Annotated in this window: 19 protein-coding genes and 12 tRNA genes; 2 read left to right on the top strand and 29 right to left on the bottom strand. The window is 38.9% G+C overall.

Going from position 1 to position 19,423, the window contains the following annotated elements; genetic code table 11:
- Nucleotides 1-73 precede the first annotated feature (73 nt).
- The 13 genes from ACW2QC_RS13025 to ACW2QC_RS12965 form a co-directional block, all read right to left on the bottom strand.
- Nucleotides 74-147: transfer RNA gene (locus ACW2QC_RS13025), tRNA-Ile, on the bottom strand.
- Nucleotides 148-163: 16 nt separating this feature from the next.
- Nucleotides 164-237: transfer RNA gene (locus tag ACW2QC_RS13020), tRNA-Gly, on the bottom strand.
- 40 nt (nt 238-277) lie between these two features.
- Nucleotides 278-354 (bottom strand) — tRNA-Pro (locus tag ACW2QC_RS13015).
- A 7-nt stretch (nt 355-361) separates the two neighbouring features.
- Nucleotides 362-438: transfer RNA gene (locus ACW2QC_RS13010), tRNA-Arg, on the bottom strand.
- A gap of 57 nt (nt 439-495) precedes the next feature.
- Nucleotides 496-582: transfer RNA gene (locus ACW2QC_RS13005), tRNA-Leu, on the bottom strand.
- A 58-nt stretch (nt 583-640) separates the two neighbouring features.
- Nucleotides 641-721 (bottom strand) — tRNA-Leu (locus ACW2QC_RS13000).
- 13 nt (nt 722-734) lie between these two features.
- Nucleotides 735-807 (bottom strand) — tRNA-Lys (locus ACW2QC_RS12995).
- 68 nt (nt 808-875) lie between these two features.
- A tRNA-Gln gene (locus ACW2QC_RS12990) sits at nt 876-950 on the bottom strand.
- A 6-nt stretch (nt 951-956) separates the two neighbouring features.
- Nucleotides 957-1,033, bottom strand: a tRNA-Asp gene (locus tag ACW2QC_RS12985).
- 26 nt (nt 1,034-1,059) lie between these two features.
- Nucleotides 1,060-1,131 (bottom strand) — tRNA-Glu (locus ACW2QC_RS12980).
- Between the two features lie 8 nt (nt 1,132-1,139).
- A tRNA-Ser gene (locus tag ACW2QC_RS12975) sits at nt 1,140-1,230 on the bottom strand.
- A gap of 3 nt (nt 1,231-1,233) precedes the next feature.
- Nucleotides 1,234-1,308 (bottom strand) — tRNA-Asn (locus ACW2QC_RS12970).
- Between the two features lie 511 nt (nt 1,309-1,819).
- A complete protein-coding gene (locus tag ACW2QC_RS12965; RefSeq protein ID WP_457544394.1) occupies nt 1,820-2,272 on the bottom strand; it encodes a SprT family protein in 453 nt (150 codons plus the stop codon).
- Between the two features lie 170 nt (nt 2,273-2,442).
- Here ACW2QC_RS12965 and ACW2QC_RS12960 point away from each other — a divergent pair, with 170 nt between their 5' ends.
- Nucleotides 2,443-3,897 carry a catalase gene (locus ACW2QC_RS12960; RefSeq protein WP_457544393.1) on the top strand — a complete coding sequence of 485 codons (1,455 nt, stop codon included), beginning with the start codon at nt 2,443-2,445 and terminating at the stop codon, nt 3,895-3,897.
- An 86-nt stretch (nt 3,898-3,983) separates the two neighbouring features.
- On the opposite strand, the gene ACW2QC_RS12955 is transcribed toward ACW2QC_RS12960, so the two are convergent.
- The 15 genes from ACW2QC_RS12955 to acpS all read right to left on the bottom strand — a co-directional run bounded on the left by ACW2QC_RS12955 (nt 3,984) and on the right by acpS (nt 16,740).
- Nucleotides 3,984-6,155 (bottom strand): Tex family protein, encoded by a 2,172-nt coding sequence (locus ACW2QC_RS12955; protein WP_457544392.1) that lies wholly within the window; start codon nt 6,153-6,155, stop codon nt 3,984-3,986.
- 170 nt (nt 6,156-6,325) lie between these two features.
- On the bottom strand, nt 6,326-6,925 hold the full coding sequence (locus ACW2QC_RS12950; RefSeq protein ID WP_457544391.1) for a SpoIIE family protein phosphatase: 600 nt from the start codon (nt 6,923-6,925) through the stop codon (nt 6,326-6,328).
- Nucleotides 6,922-7,713, bottom strand: coding sequence for an RNA polymerase sigma factor SigB (gene sigB / locus ACW2QC_RS12945; RefSeq protein ID WP_457544390.1), 792 nt, complete (start codon nt 7,711-7,713; stop codon nt 6,922-6,924). The genes ACW2QC_RS12950 and sigB overlap by 4 nt, the downstream gene beginning before the upstream one ends.
- Complete coding sequence (rsbW, locus tag ACW2QC_RS12940; protein WP_457544389.1) at nt 7,685-8,161, bottom strand: anti-sigma B factor RsbW; 477 nt, start codon at nt 8,159-8,161, stop codon at nt 7,685-7,687. The genes sigB and rsbW overlap by 29 nt, the downstream gene beginning before the upstream one ends.
- The gene (locus tag ACW2QC_RS12935) at nt 8,161-8,493 is read right to left on the bottom strand and encodes an anti-sigma factor antagonist (protein WP_457544388.1); all 333 of its coding nucleotides are present in this window, start codon (nt 8,491-8,493) and stop codon (nt 8,161-8,163) included. The genes rsbW and ACW2QC_RS12935 overlap by 1 nt, the downstream gene beginning before the upstream one ends.
- Before the next feature lie 78 nt (nt 8,494-8,571).
- On the bottom strand, nt 8,572-9,582 hold the full coding sequence (locus tag ACW2QC_RS12930) for a SpoIIE family protein phosphatase (RefSeq protein ID WP_457544387.1): 1,011 nt from the start codon (nt 9,580-9,582) through the stop codon (nt 8,572-8,574).
- A 126-nt stretch (nt 9,583-9,708) separates the two neighbouring features.
- Nucleotides 9,709-10,110: an anti-sigma regulatory factor gene (locus tag ACW2QC_RS12925; RefSeq protein ID WP_457544386.1), complete on the bottom strand. Its 402-nt coding sequence runs from the start codon at nt 10,108-10,110 to the stop codon at nt 9,709-9,711.
- A gap of 2 nt (nt 10,111-10,112) precedes the next feature.
- On the bottom strand, nt 10,113-10,469 hold the full coding sequence (locus ACW2QC_RS12920; RefSeq protein WP_457544385.1) for an STAS domain-containing protein: 357 nt from the start codon (nt 10,467-10,469) through the stop codon (nt 10,113-10,115).
- 5 nt (nt 10,470-10,474) lie between these two features.
- Nucleotides 10,475-11,344 carry an RsbT co-antagonist protein RsbRA gene (locus ACW2QC_RS12915; protein WP_457544384.1) on the bottom strand — a complete coding sequence of 290 codons (870 nt, stop codon included), beginning with the start codon at nt 11,342-11,344 and terminating at the stop codon, nt 10,475-10,477.
- Between the two features lie 261 nt (nt 11,345-11,605).
- Nucleotides 11,606-11,965, bottom strand: coding sequence for a type II toxin-antitoxin system PemK/MazF family toxin (locus ACW2QC_RS12910; RefSeq protein WP_457544383.1), 360 nt, complete (start codon nt 11,963-11,965; stop codon nt 11,606-11,608).
- 4 nt (nt 11,966-11,969) lie between these two features.
- Complete coding sequence (locus ACW2QC_RS12905; protein ID WP_457544382.1) at nt 11,970-12,257, bottom strand: CopG family ribbon-helix-helix protein; 288 nt, start codon at nt 12,255-12,257, stop codon at nt 11,970-11,972.
- A 207-nt stretch (nt 12,258-12,464) separates the two neighbouring features.
- Nucleotides 12,465-13,589, bottom strand: coding sequence for an alanine racemase (gene alr / locus ACW2QC_RS12900; protein ID WP_457544381.1), 1,125 nt, complete (start codon nt 13,587-13,589; stop codon nt 12,465-12,467).
- Between the two features lie 148 nt (nt 13,590-13,737).
- The gene (locus ACW2QC_RS12895) at nt 13,738-14,754 is read right to left on the bottom strand and encodes a LolA family protein (RefSeq protein ID WP_457544380.1); all 1,017 of its coding nucleotides are present in this window, start codon (nt 14,752-14,754) and stop codon (nt 13,738-13,740) included.
- 49 nt (nt 14,755-14,803) lie between these two features.
- Complete coding sequence (locus tag ACW2QC_RS12890) at nt 14,804-16,327, bottom strand: NAD(P)H-hydrate dehydratase (RefSeq protein WP_457544379.1); 1,524 nt, start codon at nt 16,325-16,327, stop codon at nt 14,804-14,806.
- 53 nt (nt 16,328-16,380) lie between these two features.
- The gene (gene acpS / locus ACW2QC_RS12885; protein WP_457544378.1) at nt 16,381-16,740 is read right to left on the bottom strand and encodes a holo-ACP synthase; all 360 of its coding nucleotides are present in this window, start codon (nt 16,738-16,740) and stop codon (nt 16,381-16,383) included.
- A 171-nt stretch (nt 16,741-16,911) separates the two neighbouring features.
- Between acpS and ACW2QC_RS12880 the strand changes: the two genes are divergently transcribed.
- Nucleotides 16,912-17,673: a rhomboid family intramembrane serine protease gene (locus ACW2QC_RS12880; protein WP_457544377.1), complete on the top strand. Its 762-nt coding sequence runs from the start codon at nt 16,912-16,914 to the stop codon at nt 17,671-17,673.
- Between the two features lie 157 nt (nt 17,674-17,830).
- On the opposite strand, the gene ACW2QC_RS12875 is transcribed toward ACW2QC_RS12880, so the two are convergent.
- Entirely contained in the window at nt 17,831-19,309 is a 1,479-nt protein-coding gene (locus ACW2QC_RS12875) for a DEAD/DEAH box helicase (protein ID WP_457544376.1), read from the bottom strand.
- Nucleotides 19,310-19,423 lie beyond the last annotated feature (114 nt).

Genomic DNA, 19,423 nt, shown 5'->3' with positions numbered 1-19,423 from the left:
TTAACAGCAACTTCATCAGTTTATCACGTTGAATTCGATAAGTCAATACCTTTTTTTGCTTTTTTGAAGCAAATGGGCCTGAGTGGACTCGAACCACCGACCTCACGCTTATCAGGCGTGCGCTCTAACCAACTGAGCTACAGGCCCAACATGATAAGTGTTATGGAGCGGGTGAAGGGAATCGAACCCTCATCATCAGCTTGGAAGGCTGAGGTTTTACCACTAAACTACACCCGCATATTATAAAATCATTCATATAATGAAATAGACGTTTCGCTGGTCGGGAAGACAGGATTCGAACCTGCGACCCCATGGTCCCAAACCATGTGCTCTACCAAGCTGAGCTACTTCCCGTAAATGATGGCGCGCCCGAGAGGAGTCGAACCCCTAACCTCTTGATCCGTAGTCAAACGCTCTATCCAATTGAGCTACGGGCGCTTTTAAAAGCAACTTTAAAAGTATAACACTCACGCAAAATACATGCAAGCATTTTTTTGGTGCGGCCGAGAGGACTTGAACCTCCACGGGTTATCCACCCACTAGGCCCTCAACCTAGCGCGTCTGCCATTCCGCCACGACCGCAATTCCCACAACAAAATAAAATGCCGTGGATTATCACAGCAATACCATTTATTACGAGTGCGGGTGAAGGGAGTTGAACCCCCACATCATAAGATACTAGATCCTGGGTCTAGCGCGTCTGCCATTCCGCCACACCCGCTAAATAATAGTGATGAGCCATGGAGGATTCGAACCTCCGACCCTCTGATTAAAAGTCAGATGCTCTACCAACTGAGCTAATGGCTCACAATATCCAATTGCCAAAAACTTAAAACAGCACATTACTATGTGCTTGTAATATTCCTACAAATAAATGGCTGGGCTACCAGGATTCGAACCTGGGAATGACGGGATCAAAACCCGCTGCCTTACCGCTTGGCTATAGCCCAACAAAATGGCGGTCCGGACGGGACTCGAACCCGCGACCTCCTGCGTGACAGGCAGGCATTCTAACCAGCTGAACTACCGGACCGAACCAAAATATATTATTTATGTAGATGACCCGTACGGGATTCGAACCCGTGTTACCGCCGTGAAAGGGCGGTGTCTTAACCACTTGACCAACGGGCCAAACAAAATGGCGGAGAAGGAGGGATTTGAACCCTCGCGCCGCTTACACGACCTACACCCTTAGCAGGGGCGCCTCTTCAGCCACTTGAGTACTTCTCCATATGGCTCCACAGGTAGGATTCGAACCTACGACCGATCGGTTAACAGCCGATAGCTCTACCACTGAGCTACTGTGGAATAAACTAATAAATATTTCGCTAGCTTAACGTCTCCGTATTAATTGCGACAGAAAATATAATACAACATCTTTTCTATCTTGTCAACAATTTTTTTCGGAAAATGTTGTTCCTTTTTATAAGGCTTATTTAATTTAACATGTAAGACATATTTCGTCAATAGTTGAGCAACTTTTTTTCAGTTATCATTATGTTTTTTCATTTATTAATAGAACTTGTTCAAAAAGTGTCAAATTAGAAACAAGAAGGTCGAGGCGGTGTAGTTTTGAGCACAAGACAAGCTTCCCCGAATTCACATCCCACGCCGGAAAAGTGATTTTCTTTTCCAAGGAGCGGAACGTATGCATTTAGATACGTAAGCACAAGGAATACTCCCCTGAAACTGCATCGCACGAAGGAAAAGTGGTTTTCTTTTCCAAGGAGCAGAAAAACAAGCCAACGAAGAGATTCGTAGCTTATCAGTTGGTAGCTTTTTGAACAACCTCTAATAGTAACGTATTTATTATGAATCACTATTTTAACTTAAGTTTACCTCTGCATCTCCCACACCTATATCGTTTTATATCAACTCTTCTAATTCGTTTATACTCGCACCCACATTCTGTACAAACATATACATATTTATAGGATCGTTTTATGGAAGGTAGTGGATTACAGTGCCTTGGAGATCCAGTTTCCTTTAATAACTCTTTAAAAGCCTCGTCCCCATGTTTATATCCTTTTCCTTCTATATGAAGATGGTAATGGCATAATTCATGCTTAATAATTCCAATAAACTCCTCTTCCCCCATCTCTATTACGTATTTTGGATTTAGTTCAATTCTTCTTTTTGCAGGTAAATACCTACCACCAGTCGATCGCAATCGATTGTTAAACTGAACATCATCAATAAATGGCTTATGGAAAAATTCTCTTGATAAATCATCAACTAATCGATGCAGGTCTATTTCATTTAATGCATTCATATTCTTACACCTCAATACGTATTAATTCCTATATTTTATCATATATATGACACGATGATAGTTGTGGTAAAAATCAGTTATTTAAAGTAAATATAATTAAATATTGATTTTTAATAGATTTATATTATAATTAATAGTAGATCGTTAATCAAAGGAGAGGTGTTTAAATCGTGAGTAACGAAAAGAAAAGACTAACAACTGCATCAGGAGCTCCAGTTGGAGATAACCAAAATTCAATTACAGCAGGTCATCGTGGCCCGGTATTAATTCAAGATGTACATCTTCTTGAAAAACTAGCACACTTTAATAGAGAACGTGTTCCAGAACGTGTTGTGCATGCTAAAGGTACTGGTGCACATGGATATTTTGAATTAAAAAATGACATGAGTAAATATACAAAAGCAGACTTCCTAAACGGAGCTGGTAAACGTACACCAATGTTTATTCGTTTTTCAACAGTTGCTGGGGAATTAGGTTCTGCAGATACTGTCCGTGATCCACGTGGTTTTGCAGTTAAATTTTATACACAAGAAGGGAATTATGATTTAGTTGGGAATAACACACCAATTTTCTTCATTCAAGATGCAATCAAGTTCCCGGATTTCATTCATACACAAAAGCGTAATCCAAAGAATAACTTGAAAGACCCTAATATGGTCTGGGATTTCTGGTCATTATCACCAGAATCACTACACCAAGTAACTTATTTACACGGTGATCGAGGTATTCCAGCAACACTTCGCCATATGAATGGTTATGGTACCCACACATTCAAATGGGTGAATGACCAAGGTGAAGCAGTTTGGGTTAAATATCACTTCATTAGTGAACAAGGTGTTAAGGGCTTAGATGAAGACGTTGCTACAAAATTGGCTGGAGAAAATCCGGAGTACCATACAGAAGACTTATATAATGCAATTGATAAAGGTGATTTCCCTGCTTGGACACTTTACGTGCAAATCATGCCTTATGAAGATGCCAAGGATTATAAATGGGATGCATTTGATGATACCAAAGTATGGTCACATAAAGATTATCCACTAATCGAAGTAGGTCGCATGGTTCTCAATCGCAACCCAGAAAACTACTTTGCTGAAGTGGAACAAGCTGCATTCTCACCTGGCAATTTCGTACCTGGAATCGAAGCATCACCAGATAAAATGTTACAAGGTCGCCTATTCGGCTATTCTGATGCACATCGCTATCGTATCGGAGCAAACCATCAACAATTACCGATTAATCGTCCAATAAATGACGTTAATCATCATCAGCGTGATGGCCACATGAGCTTCTATAATGGTGGTGGATCTACTAACTACGAACCAAATAGCATTGACGGCGTAAAAGAGGATGCACCATCAAAAATTAAACCATTTGAAGTTTATGGTGAAGTTGATAGTATTCCATACGATGATGACCATTACACGCAAGCCGGTGACTTGTATCGTCTTATGAGTACCGATGAAAAGGATCGCCTCATTAAAGCAGTGGTAAATCATATGAAACCAGTTGAAAGTGATGAGATTAAACAAAGACAAATTGAGCATTTCTATAAAGCAGACCCAGAGTATGGGGAACGCGTTGCAGAAGGCTTAGGCTTAAAAGTTCCTGCAAGTGCAAAATAATATGATTCAAATAAAAAATAGCGCCTGAAAAGGCGCTATTTTTTTATGCTTATTCTATCTTTAGGGATTTCAGTTAATTATCTTCATTACTTTTTCCCTTCCACCATTGAAAGAGCAATTCGTCCTTTTGTAGTATCAATTTGTTCCACCCAAACCGTTACTACATCGCCAACGGCCGCAATATCCATGGGATGTTTAACAAAATGATTGGACATCTTGGAAATATGGACCAGGCCATCTTGTTTAACACCAATATCAACAAAGACACCAAAATCCACAACATTGCGCACCGTTCCTTGCATTTCCATTCCAGGCTGTAAATCTTCCATTGATAATACATTCTGTTTCAATAATGGTTTTGGCAAATCGTCACGCGGATCTCGCTCCGGACGACTTAATGCACTCATGATGTCAATTAACGTTGGTTCACCAATTCCAAGGTCATCTGCCACTTGTTTTTTATTTACTGTATTTAATTTGTCTTGCAATACCTCTGTTCCAAGGTCATCTAATGTACAGCCGAACATGTTTAAAAGTTCCGCTACTTGTGTGTAAGTTTCTGGATGGATCGGCGTTCGATCTAATGCGTTGTCTCCATCCACAATTCGCAAAAAGCCAATTGATTGTTCATATGTTTTGGCACCTAAACGCGGAATTTTCTTCAATTGTTTACGGTTTGTAAATTTCCCTTCTTCATTGCGCTTGTTCACAATATTATTGGCTACTGTTTTACTTAAACCTGAAACATATTGCAGTAAGGAAGATGATGCCGTATTTACATTTACACCAACTTGGTTAACTGCTGTCTCCACAACGAATGTCAGCGATTCGTTCAGCGACTTTTGGCTTACGTCATGCTGATATTGCCCAACCCCGATGGATTTCGGATCTATTTTTACAAGTTCTGCAAGTGGGTCCTGCACCCGTCTGGCAATGGAGGCCGCACTTCTTTCTTCTACTTGTAAATCGGGAAATTCCTCACGTGCTAATTTTGATGCGGAATAAACACTAGCTCCTGCTTCATTTGCAATAATATACGGAATATCAAGTTTGTGTTTTCCAATTACATCCGCAACAAATTGTTCTGTTTCACGAGATGCCGTTCCATTCCCAATCGCAATTAGTTCAACATCATACGTATTTATGAATTCCATCATAATTTTTTCCGCACCTGCTGTATCATGTTTAGGGGCTGTTGGATACATAACACTAACCTGATGAACTTTTCCTGTCTCATCAACAACAGCAAGCTTACAACCAGTTCTAAAAGCAGGATCAACCCCCAGAACTGTTTTCCCTTTTAAAGGTGGCTGCAATAATAGGTTTTTTAGGTTTTTTGAAAAAACATCAATTGCCTGTTCCTCAGCCTTTTCGGTTAAGCTAGTTCTAATTTCCCGTTCAATCGATGGTTGAATTAGACGTTTATAGCTATCCTCAATCGCTGTCTGCAGAATATCAACAATCGTTTGATTATCCCTTGTGTTGATTACTTTTCGCTGCAAAAACTCGACAATTCGTTCCATTGGCGGTTCAATGGCTACTTTTAAGACCCCTTCTTTCTCACCGCGATTCAATGCAAGAATTCGGTGTGATACAAGCGAGCGAACGGATTCGTGGTAATCATAATACATCTCGTATACGCCCTTTTCATCCAATTCGGCTGCCTTCGCTTCTGAACGTATGGATCCTTTTTTATATGTCTCATCACGAATATAATCACGAAATTCCGGGTCATCAGAGATCCATTCCGCTATAATGTCATTGACGCCATTTCGTACATCTTCAACCGTATGTAATTCATGTTCCTCTGAAAAGTATTTTTCGGCATCCTGTTCAATATCGATTTCTGCTTGTTTCCATACCAAGGCAGCTAACGGCTCCAACCCTTTTTCCTTTGCAACAGTTGCTTTTGTACGACGCTTTTGTTTATACGGGCGATATAAATCCTCTACCCGTTGCAATTGGGTTGCTTCGGTAATATCTTTTTCCAGTTCCTCTGTTAATTTCCCTTGTTCATCAATCAAACGAATTACTTCTTGTTTTCTTTCCGCTAAATTCACGGCGTAATGCCATTTATCTTGAATTAATTTAATTTGCACCTCATCAAGTCCACCTGTTACCTCTTTCCGATAACGGGCGATAAATGGTACCGTGTTCCCCCCGTCTAATAAATCAATTACTTTTTTAACAGTACTTGCTTTTACTTGAGACTCTTTCGCTACCCAGTTACTAAGATCTTGGTTTAATTCAACTGCCACAGTCGTTCCTCCTTTATATACAGCTTTTATTTTACCAAATTACAATGCGTTTTCCTAATCTATAAAAATTTCTTAGATAAACTGGTAATATTGATTGATCCGTTTATGGGTCGACCTCCAATTTAGGCACATAATAAAAATAGACTGCCAAGTAGAACTGACAGCCATCTTTATTCTTCGTATCGAATTGCAATTAATGTCGTATCATCAATCCGGGATTCGCTGTTTATATTAGCGTACATACTAGTAATTTCATCCACGTCACTTCCCAATAAAAATTTTTGCGATAGATCTGTATCTGTTACCCCATCTGAAAACATAATAAAATTCATATTCGAATCCAGATTATTTGTTGTTACTTTAAATTGCCTTGGATAACCTGCTAAATAGCCAGCGTTTGGGATATTCCGCTTTTTCTTCCCATCTTTCGTTATGGTCATGATACCAATATTCCCGATCGATGAGAATGAATATCGCTTTGACTGGAAATCTAATTTTAAAATCCCTAATACAACACCACGTTTATGAAATAATTCCTTGTTACTGCGTTTTACCAGTTGTTCGACAGATGCATGAATATTGCTTTGGATAATATCAATAACAATCTGGGATGATTCTTTGGCGAATTCTCCACTTCCTAATCCGTCCGCTAAAGCACAAACAAATTCATTTTCTGTCTCTATATAAAAATAGCTGTCGCCACAATGGAAGTTACCTTTTTTCGCCTTTTGATAGACAGCTACTTGTACATTATTATCCTCTGTTCTCAATCGAATACCTCCGCACTCTCGGCTTGGATAGCTTCCCGAAGCTTACGTAAGGCACGTCTTTGTAATCTGGAAACATGCATTTGCGAGATCCCTAAAAGTTCCCCTGTTTCCTTTTGGCTCCGATTATCAAAATAAGTAAATCGTAATATTTGTTGTTCACGTTCCGACAGGATTGGTAAAATTTTTTCTAATAGCATTCGCTGATCAACATTGTCATAGCCGCTCTCATCATTTCCGACTAAGTCCAAGATAGCCACGGTACTGCCATCTGAATCTGCTTCAATCTTACGGTCAGCTGATAGTGCTTTATAGCTTTTGCCCATCTCCATGGTCTCTAATATGTCCTCTTCTGCAACCTCTAAATAATTGGCAATTTCGGTTACAGTAGGTGATTTCTGATTCGATGAAGTTAACTCATCAATTGCCTTCTTAATTTTAGGCCCTAACTCTTTTATTCGCCTTGGGACATGCACACTCCATGTTTTATCACGGATAAACCGTTTAATTTCCCCTATGATTGTGGGGATTGCAAATGATTCAAAGGATTTACCAAATGTTACATCATATCTTTTGACAGCTGCTAAAAGACCAATCATACCAACTTGTACTAAATCCTCATGAATACCACTATTTTTTGAATATTTCCTGGCAATGGATTCCACAAGATCCTTATAAGTAAGCACAATTTTCTCTTGAATCACTTCGTCAGTTGGCTCGTCCTGTAAGTGTTCAATCCATTGGTAAACCTCGTCTCTCCCCTTATTGTGTGGTTGAGATTTGGTCGTCATCAAAATCCACCTCTGTTCCTTCAAGGTACTTCGTCATTAAAACAATTACGCCATAATCATTGTTGATTTCTACCTTATCCATTAGGGCTCCGATTAAGAAAAGGCCAAAGCCTCCTTCCCTTAATGTTTCAACCGATTCAGACTGTTCGTACGGGCCGATTGTTCCTTTCACTTCTTGCAAATCAAAGCTGCCTCCATGATCAGCCACCATAACTTCAAGGCGATTTTCATAGACTCCAAAGCAAATTGTTACTTCTCCCTGATCTTCTTCATCGTAAGCATGTGTTACAGCATTTGTGATTGCCTCAGAAATCGCAACTTTCAAGTCTTCAATATCTTCATAGGAAAAGCCCATTCGATTAGCAATTCCCGAAATACTTAGCCGCAAAACACCAACATAGTCTGCCTTTGCTGGCACCTTCATTTCGATAAAATCAAACGTCTCCATTATTCACTTCCACCTCTTATCGCAGCCTTAATGTCCATAATGTCAATTAATCCAGTAATTTTAAATAGACGAAAAACACGCTCTTGTAAATCAACTAATTTCAGATGCGAATTATTTTCTTTTGTAGATTTTAAAGCACTGATGAAAACACCTAACCCAGTACTATCCATATAATTTACATGTTCTAAATTAGCTTCAACAATTTGTCCATCCACTTCCGTCAATGGTAATAGTGCTTCCTTTAATTGTGGTGCTGTGTATGCATCAATTTCACCCGATAGGATTACTTTGGATTTATTGTTATCTTCCACAACGTCAACTATTAAATTCAATTTTCGTCCTCCTTAACTACCCATGCTTCATTACTAAACTATACTCAATACCATTTCTATACCCTATCTTAGTAAAGGTTAAACTTCTTTTCGCAAAATAATCAATGTAAAATCATCCCGAAGTTCAAAATTTTGCAACCGTTCAAAGTATTTATAAACATGGTCCACCATTTCCTGTGCCGACAAATGGGAATAGCTCTTAATAACATCTAATACTTCCTCTGTTTCAATAAACCGATCTCCTTGTCTACATTCTGTTACACCGTCGGTTAAAATAATAATCATATCCCCATTTTGTACGAACCGTTCATAGCGATGGTAGTTAGAATCTGCTGAGACACCAAGGACTAGCCCTTTTGTTTCAATTTCTTCAAAACGATCTTCTTTTTTATGATAATAAAAGCCCGGTTCATGTCCGGCTGATGAGTAGCGTAGTTTATTTTCGGAAGGTAGATATTGGGCATAAAACATTGTGATAAACATGCTTGGATCAACGTTTCTTTCCACGACCCTGTTTAAGTTTTCCAAAATAGCTTTCGGGCTCATTGATTCTTCCGGTAAACTGTCCATCGAATACTTGATCATCGACATACACAATGCAGCAGGTACCCCTTTCCCAACAACATCGGCAACAGCTACACCTAACGAACCATCTCTTCCTTTAATAAAGTGGTGATAGTCTCCGTTCATTTGATGAGCCGGAACACTAACAACACCTATCTCCAAACCTTCGATAATAGGTTTGGATGTTGCTAATAAGTTTTCTTGCATACCTGCAGCTACACCTATCTCTGATTTCAATTCCAGTTGCTTCTCCCTTAACGCCTGGAATTCTTGATGTGCTATCCCATAAGCAATCATTGTTTCCAAAAGAAAGTTCATGGAATGCCGCATTTCTTCAGATAGCGTTGGGTACAGTTCTGCTAATGCTTGTATATGTAAGTTAATAATTTCCTCTGGGGGAATTTTATTTTTAATAAATGATTTACTAATTTGTTCGGCCCCATAAAGAGATTGTTCGTCTTGTGTTTCAATATATTGTTTCAACAATTTCTTATAATTCGCGACGTCAGAATACAATGTATCCAATACTGATACCTCCTCTATTTATGGGGTTATTTTTTCTTATAAACAAGGATGACTTTACTTAAGCCATCCTTGAGAATATAACTTGAGGCCTGAAGCTACGCTAAACGGGTGCTTCCGCTTTTGTTCTTACCGTACCCATTTGATCGCTTTTATTTCCGTGCCTTTATCTTTCTCAGATTTAATATCAAAAACATCCATTAAGCGTTTCACACCGGGGAGACCTGCACCAAGTCCCCCAGAAGTTGAGAACCCATCTTCCATGACTTGACTAATATCATTAATCCCAGGTCCTGCATCAACCGCAACCATACACATTCCTTTTTGATTTATGTTATCAATCACTTCAAAGCAAATTTGGCCGGAACCAGCATATAAGTAAATATTACGAGCAAGTTCTGAAATCGCGGTGGCAATGCGGGCCTGGTCTACAGTACCAAAACCCGTCTTCTTGGCTATATCACGGCCAACTTGACGCGCACCAACAATATCCCACTCTTTTTTAATGTTAACACAGGATTGGAGACTCATTATTAATCCCCCAATTCCTGATGTAACTTAATTAGCCCTTGTTCTAAGTCAAGTGCGGTAGGAACGCTCTTCATATGAATTCCTAAATCGATTAATGTCATTGCTACGGCTGGCTGAATCCCAGTTAAAACTACTTTCGCCCCCATTAGGTCTGACATGGTTACAACATCACCTAATACTTTCGCGATGAACGAATCGATAATCTCTACTGATGTTAGATCAATGACTACACCTATTGCGCCGCTTTGGTGAATTTTATTTAACAGGTCTTCTTGAAATTGAATTGCTGTATGATCGTCAATTTCCGTTTGAATGGAAATCAATAAATAATTATGCAGTTTTAGAATAGGTATTCGCACAATAATCACTCTCCATGTAATGAATTCAACATATTTGCGATCTCTTCTTCTTTGGAATGGTGATCGTCTATTGTTCGATTGGTTATTTCCAGTGCTTTATGGAAACCTTTTTTCAGGGAACTTTTCGTTGGAAATTTACCTAAATCAATTCCTAAGTTAACAATTGTTTGAGCAATTTCCGGACGAATCCCAACTAAAATGCATGTTGAACCAATCAGCCGTACTGCTTCAGCTGCTTGGATTATGTGGTGAGCTACCATCGTGTCAACAACTGGCACACCTGTAATGTCCATTAACACAACTTCCGCGTTATGCTTGATCACACCATCAAGCAGGTTTTCCATAATTAACTTGGCGCGTTCCGTATCGATTGTGCCGATTAATGGCATAATCGTAATATTGTCCATGACCGGAATAAGTGGAGCAGATAACTCCTGCAAAGCTACCCGCTGCAATGAAACAATGTGTTCCCAGCTGCCGGAATATTCATTAACCAACTGCCTAATAATTGGCTCAACCCAATTATCAACGCTTTGTAGTACATTTGATATAAATGTTGAGTCAATTTTGTCAGACTGACTGAGAATATATTCAATCGTTACTCGTCTGAATACCTGCAGACCGTCTGTTATGTAGCTTAGAGGCCAACCTAAGTTAATCAATTTCTCAGAAAAGTCCTCAAGCGTCTTTGATGATCCTTGATTTTTTATGCTAGTAAAAATCACATTTACAAATTCTCTATTCGTACTTTCAAACAACTCATCGGAAATAGTGGCGGTATAATTGCCATCTTTTGATGAATCAACTTCTTCAATCCATTTATGCACGATTGTGTCACTGTTTTCTAATGCGATTTTTTTAAATTTATCATCCATTTCACAATCCCCCTAAATAACTTTTCTGATTAGTGGTTAGATATTGTCACACAAATTACATGATCCGTGTATTTCTAACTGTATATCAAATATCAATGATGCTAATGTCTAATTTCGTCAAATATTGTATTTTCTTAATTATATCATAAACACTAAAACGATGGCATAAGAAAAACGCAAGCGCTCTAACAGGCTAGGCCAGCCAATTTTGTGTTCCTCACGCATAACAAAAACCCTTGTTTACTATCAACAAGGGTTTTGTTATTGACCATACATTTCTTTAAGTCCTAAACTAATTTCCAATGCATAGTCGATTTTTTCCATCATTTCTTTGTCCAGCTTTGTGATTTTATCTGTTAGCCGCTGTTTATCCAACGTCCTTATTTGTTCAAGCAAAATAACAGAATTACGGTCAAACCCATATCGTTTTGCGTTTATCTCCACATGCGTTGGGAGTTTTGCTTTTTGAATCTGAGCAGTGATTGCTGCCACAATAACGGTTGGGCTAAACCGATTTCCAATATCATTTTGTAAGATCAATACCGGGCGGATGCCCCCCTGCTCTGATCCAACCACAGGGGATAAGTCAGCGAAATATACTTCGCCTCTTTGAACGATCAAATTATTACACCCCGATCACAGAGCGCTCTAGGGTGTTTTGTTCTGCCTCCTCTTCGGCTTGAAAAGCTTCCGAAGCGATAGTTAGATTAATTCTGGCCATTTCCGTGTATCCTTTTTTCATTGAATCACGAAACTGCTGGATATGCTCCTCTTTCTTAGTTTCTAAATAGTTTCTTGTAGCCTGACATATGAAGTCACTTAAATCGCTATTTTCATATTTCATTAATCCGTCCACCTCATTTAACAGGTTTTTTGGTAATCGTACCAAGATTTCTTGTAAGCTCTCTGACAAAACCATGCACCTCCGCCAACTGTTGAACGACCGTAATTAAATTCACTTTTAATAATATCATTGTATACCACGCTTTGCAAAGGGCTGTAGAGACTTTTTATGAAAAAAGAACTATTTCCAGTTAAAAAGAAATTATCTGTGGTATATATTTTACTTTAGGATTATCAAGATTATGTCATTTTATTAATGAAAAGACTATTTTTCTCGTTATCCCTCTAAATAAACCCTTGGAACTCGGCTACTAATCATGCATGGAATTTCATAATTAATCGTGTCTAAATATGCTGCTACTTCATCCATTCTTATTTCTGTGTTTCCTTGCTTCCCAATTAACGTAACTTTTGTCCCTACAGGATATGCTTTGTCGAGCCGTATCATCGTTTGGTCCATGCAAATCCTACCAACAATTGGCATACGCTTTCCGTCAACTAACACATCCATTCCTTGAAGCTTACGAATCCACCCATCTGCATATCCAATTGGAATCGTGCCAATCCATTCTTCTTCCTCGGTTGTGTATGTTGCACCATAACTAATGGACTCATTAGCAGCTACTTTTTTCACATGAATTAAACGGCTATTTAAAGAGAATGCTTGCTTCAAATCAATGCTTTTTTCCTGTCTAACTGTTTCAGAAGGATACAATCCGTACATAGCAATACCAAACCGGATGAAATGATACATGTCCTTTGGAAAGCGAATTGATGCGGCACTATTTCCTACGTGAATCGCAATTGGCCGTCTCCATAGTTTTTCGAATGCTTTCAGTAAAGTTTGAAACCTGCTACGTTGCTCATCATAATAAGTCAGGTCCTGCTCATCCGCTGTTGCAAAGTGTGTATAAACTCCTGTTAGTCGAATTTGTTGATTATTTCCTAATTCCTCAAGAATCTCCTTTAACTCTTTTTCTGTGCGAATGCCGACTCTTCCCATACCAGTATCCCACTTCATGTGCAGTTTCAGTTGTTGTGGAAAGGTATACTGGTTAACCTTCTCCATCCATTCCTTTTGAAAAAAAGTTAACGTAATATTATTTTCAGCAGCAAGTGGGGTATCCTGGGGAGCGACCCAGCCTAATACTAAAATAGGTACAGTGAAGCCCGCTTGACGAAGTAATAATGCTTCGTCTAACAGTGCAACAGCAAGTGCGCTGGCCCCTGATTCTATGGCCTTTTTAGCAACTTCATATGCTCCATGGCCATAGCCGTTTGCCTTCACAACTGCAATGACTTTTGTTTCTGGTGGTAATTTTCGCTTCATTTGTTCCATATTATAACCAATTGCATCAAGGTTTATTTCAGCCCATGTATTTCGATAAAAAGAATCTAACACAGTGCAATAGCCCCTTTACGCATTTTTAGAAAAGATGATTCTTTTATTATTTCGCTTTCTCACCCAACTGTCAATTTTTTTTGAAGTCGACTTTAAAAATAAAAAGCAGACCCCCTCTCCACATGAGTCTGCTTGCATTTGCTCATTTTTACTTCACTGCTTTGCCTTGAACGGATTTTGCTACTTCAATTAGTTCCTCTTTTGTTAGGTCTTCACTCGCTAAATAAAAATTCACGCCATTATTGTTCCACTCAATTGTATTATCTGAAAGCGCGCCAATTGTATGTCCTAGATTGACAATGTCACCTCTTACTTCCTGTGGAGAGGAAAGTGTTGGCGCTACCTCCGTCTGTTCTTCAATTAATGTAAAGTTCTTTTCTCCAACGTATGTCATCACAACGCGCTTTCCATTTTCAGTTGCAATTTCCTTTTGCTCTGCAAGTTCAGCGCCTGCCATGTATAACGGGAATACAACAGTCAATGATTCGGCATTTTCATTAGTAGACACGGGTGCATCAGCATCGCCGCTAGTCATATTTTTTTCCATCGCAAAATCATCGTCCTTAAAGCTTGGTTTTGTATTAAAGTCTGAGAATTTCACCTCGACAAGTGCGTTTTTATCTTTATCCAAAACCTTAACTAAATCTGGTGTATAAGTCTTTTTATCAAAGTGTATTTCCTGATATGGCAAATTGTTATTGCTTTGGTAATTTGTTTTGGTCTGGAAAATGTAATGTGAATCAGTTACTTTAAATTCAGCTTCTTTATCCTTCTTAATGTCATCTACAAGCGATTGATAAAGATACGGTTGACTACTATTATCCGGCCAGTTTGTTTGAAATTTGAAGCTTTTATTCAAGGCAGGGGTAAGAACAAAGACACCATCTTTATTCTTCAAAATGATTTGACTGCCTTTTTCATCTTGATCATTTTTTAGTGAAACACGATAAAAGTCTTTTTTCTTATGCCAAATATCAATCTTATATTTCTGGCTTTCCTGTCCCGTATTCATTTTCATTTCCGCCTTAGCCTTATACCCACTCATCTCATCTACTTTTTCGTCTAGTTTTTTAAGGACATCTTCCTGAGACTTTTCCCCACAGGCAGCAAGTAACAGAATTAGACCAAAGACAATTAATAACCAGATACTAAACTTTTTCTTCATGGACATATCTCCCTTGTCTCGTGTTGCTCAGGACAAAGAGAACGTGTCACTACATATCAAGAAATGTACGATAAACAGCAGGAATCCCTTCGATTACATCAGTTGCCATTAAATCATAATAAGAATGGTTGTCCGTTACAAGCAGATCAGCAGCCGTTCCATGAACAAAACACGCGTTACATAACGCTTGGAAAATACTTTTGTGTTGCATCACCATCGCGAGTATTGTACCCGAGAGCACATCGCCACTTCCGCCTTTTGCCAATCCTTGATTCCCGGTTATGCTCACAGCTTGTTGTCCGTCTGGCGCTGTGATAATTGTGTATTTCCCCTTTAAAACGAGATACACTTGATAATCGCGCGCAATTTTTGCAGAATAATAAAAAGGCTTTTCCAAGAGTTCTGCAACCGATACATCTAACAGCATGGCCATTTCGCCAGGATGAGGCGTCATAATAGTTGGATATGAACGCTTTTTTAATTTAGCGCATTCAGATTTAGCATGGTACAACCCATCGGCATCGATAATCACTGGATAATTTGCTTCTGTTAGCACATGTTGGACCAACCGCTCTGCCTTCTTACCCCGTCCTAACCCCATCCCAATCACAATTGCATGGAACTTATCAAACGGAATGGGTACATCCAATATGCGAGACCCCTCATTATAATTTAACGCTAAATAGGTAGCCTCAACACATATTGCAGCAATAGTTGGAATAACACTTTCTGATGTGCCAACAGTGAGCAATCCTGCACCAGTTCTTAGGGCTGCTTTAGCAGTCATTGCAATTGACCCAGGCATCTCCTTTGATCCGCCAATAGCCAAACCTTTTCCTTGTTCACCCTTATGAGCATACACCCCCCGTTTTGGCATTGTTTGCTGGAATTGATACTGATCCCAAATAAGTCTTTCAGGTATTTCCTCAACGGCAGCAGCTGGAATACCAATGGAAACCACCTTCCATTTTCCATAAAAAGATGCAGTATGCTGTAAAAATAGACTCATTTTCGGTGCTTCAATTATAATTGTGTAATCAGCCTGTATGGAAGAAAAGCTAGTTATGCTTTCATCTGCCGGAAGTCCAGTCGGAATGTCAACTGAAATAATACATGGAGCTAATTCATTGATAACTGAGACGATCGTTGCAACTGGCTCCTTTAAATTATCATGTACCCCTATTCCAATCATTGCATCGATAATTACATCTGAATTTATGACGATTTCTTTAATGTCAGAAGCTTCGGTTGTAACAACAACAGAACCTCCACAATTCAAAAATAACGTTTTATTGTAGGAAACATCCCCTGTTATTTTCTTATCTGGTACGACCTGGACAACGGCGACATGGTAGTTTGCATTTTTGAGTGTTCGTGCAATAACAAATCCATCTCCACCATTATTTCCTCCACCAACAATTACACATATTCGATCTTTTTTGGTAACGACTTTTGTTAGTTCAAAGCTAACTGCTCTTCCCGCATTTTCCATTAATATTCTGGCATCTAAGCCCATATTCTCCACCGTATAACGGTCCATATCGTACATTTCTTTTGCGGTGACAATATACACTCTCGTTCCCTCCTACCCGCACTAAAATATATGAGACAACCTAAGCGATTATGCTATTTATCTTCTATTACGATTTGTGCTGCTGCATAGTTATTGCTATGTGTAATAGAGACAAAGACATTAGCATTTTCAAATCCCTCAGCGATTAAAATAGGTGCTCCCTGCTTATCCGGTAACACTTTGATATGTTGAAAACTTAATTTACCTATTCCTGTTCCAACAGCTTTAGCAAATGCTTCCTTTGCAGCAAATCGCCCAGCAAGATATTCTACTTTTCTATTGTCAGTTGACAAATGTTCAAATACTGCTCGTTCTTCTACAGTTAAAATTCGTTCGATAAACCGTGGATTTCGCTCGATGCTGCTTCTGATTCTTGTTAACTCGACCAAATCAATTCCAATTCCCTTTATCAAGCTATTCACTCCTTCGATACTTCGCTAAAGAACAGTCTAAAGTATTTATCTTTGCATTATACATGATGATTTTAGTAATCTTTAATTGGTCATACTATGTAATAAAAATGACTACACTAATAATACCCGAAGAAGATATGTTTTTAAAAAAAGTTTATAGAGGGGATTACCATGTTCATTCGAACGGAAAAGACCATAAAAGAATTCATTCATTTTTACCCTGTTGTATCAACGCTCATTATTATTCATCTAGCATTATGGCTCATTATAGATTTATTACAATTACCATTGGGCATCCATTTTTATCAATGGGGAGCTGGCAATAATTTATTTATTCATGAAGGTGAATACTGGCGCCTATTAACATCTATTATACTCCACAACGGTTTAATGCACGCATTATTCAATTCATTTGCACTTGCCATATTCGGTCCGGCATTGGAACAAATGCTTGGAAAGTTTAAGTTCATCCTTGCGTATTTTGGGGCCGGGCTGATAGGTAATATTGCAACCTATCTAATCGAACCAACCGGATTTTATTCACATGTTGGTGCATCTGGAGCAATATTTGGCTTATTTGGTATTTATGTCTATATGGTAGTTTTACGTAAGGATCTAATCGATCGAGCAAACGCTCAAGTTGTCCTAACAATATTTATTATTGGTTTAATCATGACGTTCCTCCGTCCTAATATCAATATTTACGCCCATATTTTTGGTTTTATTGGTGGATTTGCCCTTGCACGGTTACTATTAAACAATGTTCAAGCCTTTTCACCACAGCGTAACAGGCGACGAACAAATTCAGGTTCTGTCCAATTTAATCCTAATCGGTGGAAAAGACACCGCCTACCAAGAGGATTAGCACCTAAGATTTTTTGGATTATTTTTGGCATCCTAGTTGTCCTTGGATTGATAAGCAGGATTTTATAAGAACAACAAAGGAGTAGCCCAACAAGCTACTCCTTTTTAATAAGGTTCTTTTCGTAATGTCTGTTGCTTTTAATTTCGTAGTTGATAAAACCTGAATTTTTGCCAAATAAAAAAGCTCCTTTGCGCTAGGAGCTTTTGTTTTAGGCGGCTATTAGAGTTAATCACGGTTTCTACGTTTTTGGAAATTCCCTTTGCGATTGCGACCGCCATTTTGATTGCGTCCACCTTGACCGCGTCCGCCTTGGTTTCGCTTCCCGTAATAATTGCGTTTTCCACCACGTTTATTATTATCTTTACTTCTTTGTGCTTTTTTAACACTAATTGGCTGCACAGAAGAAATTCGAACTGGTGTGTCCCTTCGCTCTTTTGTCAGCATTTTTAGCGCAGCTGCAATAACAGTGATTGAATCATGATCCTGTAATATTTCATTTGCTGTCTCATGATATGCTGTTAAGTCTTTTTGTTCAATCGTCTTCAACAGTTTATTCACTGCAACCTGTTGTTGTCCACGCAATGCATCCTGACTTGATGGCGGCATGATCCGTTTCATTTTACTCTTCGTTGTTTTTTCGATTAAATGCAAGTGGGCCATCTCTCTTGGTGTAATAAACGAAATAGCTTCACCAGTACGTCCAGCACGCCCAGTACGACCGATACGATGGACATAACTTTCCGGATCTTGCGGGATATCAAAATTATAAACGTGTGTAACACCAGAAATATCAAGTCCACGTGCTGCGACATCAGTTGCCACTAACACTTCAACACGACCATTTTTAAATTTATTCAATACAGACATTCGCTTACCTTGTGTCAAATCGCCATGAATACCTTCTGCACGAAAACCACGAGCTTGTAAGCCTTCTGTAATTTCGTCTACACGCTTTTTCGTCCGGCTAAAAACAATCGCTAGATCTGGTCCATTAATGTCGAGGTGATTTGTTAACGTGTCAAATTTGTACTTCTCAGGAACCTCAACAAAATATTGATTTATATTTTCGACCGTCATTTCTTTCGCTTTTACTTTAATTTCTTCCGGATTCTTCATGAGATGTGTTGCAATTTCGCGAATTTCCTTTGGCATTGTTGCAGAAAATAATAATGTTTGTCTGTCTTCAGGGATACCTTTTAATATATCACGAATATCGTCAATGAATCCCATGTTCAGCATTTCATCTGCTTCATCCAATACAGCCGTTTGCACATGGTCAATTCGGATTGTTTTCCTGCGCATATGGTCGAGCAAGCGTCCTGGGGTTGCTACAACAATTTGTGGTCCATCTTTCAACGCACGGATTTGTCGTTCCATGTGTTGTCCACCATAAACAGGCAACGTACGGATACCTTTGAATTTACCTAATCGATTAATTTCTTCTGCGACTTGAATAGCTAACTCTCTTGTAGGGGCTACAACCAACCCTTGAATTTTACGGGCAGATTTATCGATTTTCTCAATCATTGGGATACCAAATGCTGCTGTTTTTCCTGTACCTGTTTGTGCTTGTCCAATTACATCTTTACCTTGCATTGCAAGTGGGATTGTCTCTGCTTGAATTGGTGTTGCTTCCTCAAAGCCCATCTTTTCTAATGCTTTCATAATCGGCCCTGAAACACCTAAATCATAAAATGTTGTCACCTTAATAGTCTACTCCTTTTTTCCTTCAAAATTTATTCGCATGAACAGCTGGGCTTGGCTGACTCGATGATCCAGTCCTACCCTGGTTCCAAATTTATATTTTCTTTACCATAA

Source organism: Virgibacillus sp. FSP13 (assembly GCF_054048505.1).
Note: the sequence above shows the minus strand (reverse complement) of the source record. Positions and strands in the feature narration are given on the sequence as shown.

Excerpts from the sequence above, each read along its gene's own strand:
- ACW2QC_RS12965 (WP_457544394.1), bottom strand. The coding sequence starts at position 2,272 with ATGAATGCATTAAATGAAATAGACCTGCATCGATTAGTTGATGATTTA.
- sigB (WP_457544390.1), bottom strand. The coding sequence starts at position 7,713 with ATGACGACCAAATCTCAACCACACAATAAGGGGAGAGACGAGGTTTAC.
- rsbW (WP_457544389.1), bottom strand. The coding sequence starts at position 8,161 with ATGGAGACGTTTGATTTTATCGAAATGAAGGTGCCAGCAAAGGCAGAC.
- ACW2QC_RS12925 (WP_457544386.1), bottom strand. The coding sequence starts at position 10,110 with ATGAGTCTCCAATCCTGTGTTAACATTAAAAAAGAGTGGGATATTGTT.
- ACW2QC_RS12915 (WP_457544384.1), bottom strand. The coding sequence starts at position 11,344 with ATGGATGATAAATTTAAAAAAATCGCATTAGAAAACAGTGACACAATC.
- ACW2QC_RS12895 (WP_457544380.1), bottom strand. The coding sequence starts at position 14,754 with ATGAAGAAAAAGTTTAGTATCTGGTTATTAATTGTCTTTGGTCTAATT.
- ACW2QC_RS12880 (WP_457544377.1), top strand. The coding sequence starts at position 16,912 with ATGTTCATTCGAACGGAAAAGACCATAAAAGAATTCATTCATTTTTAC.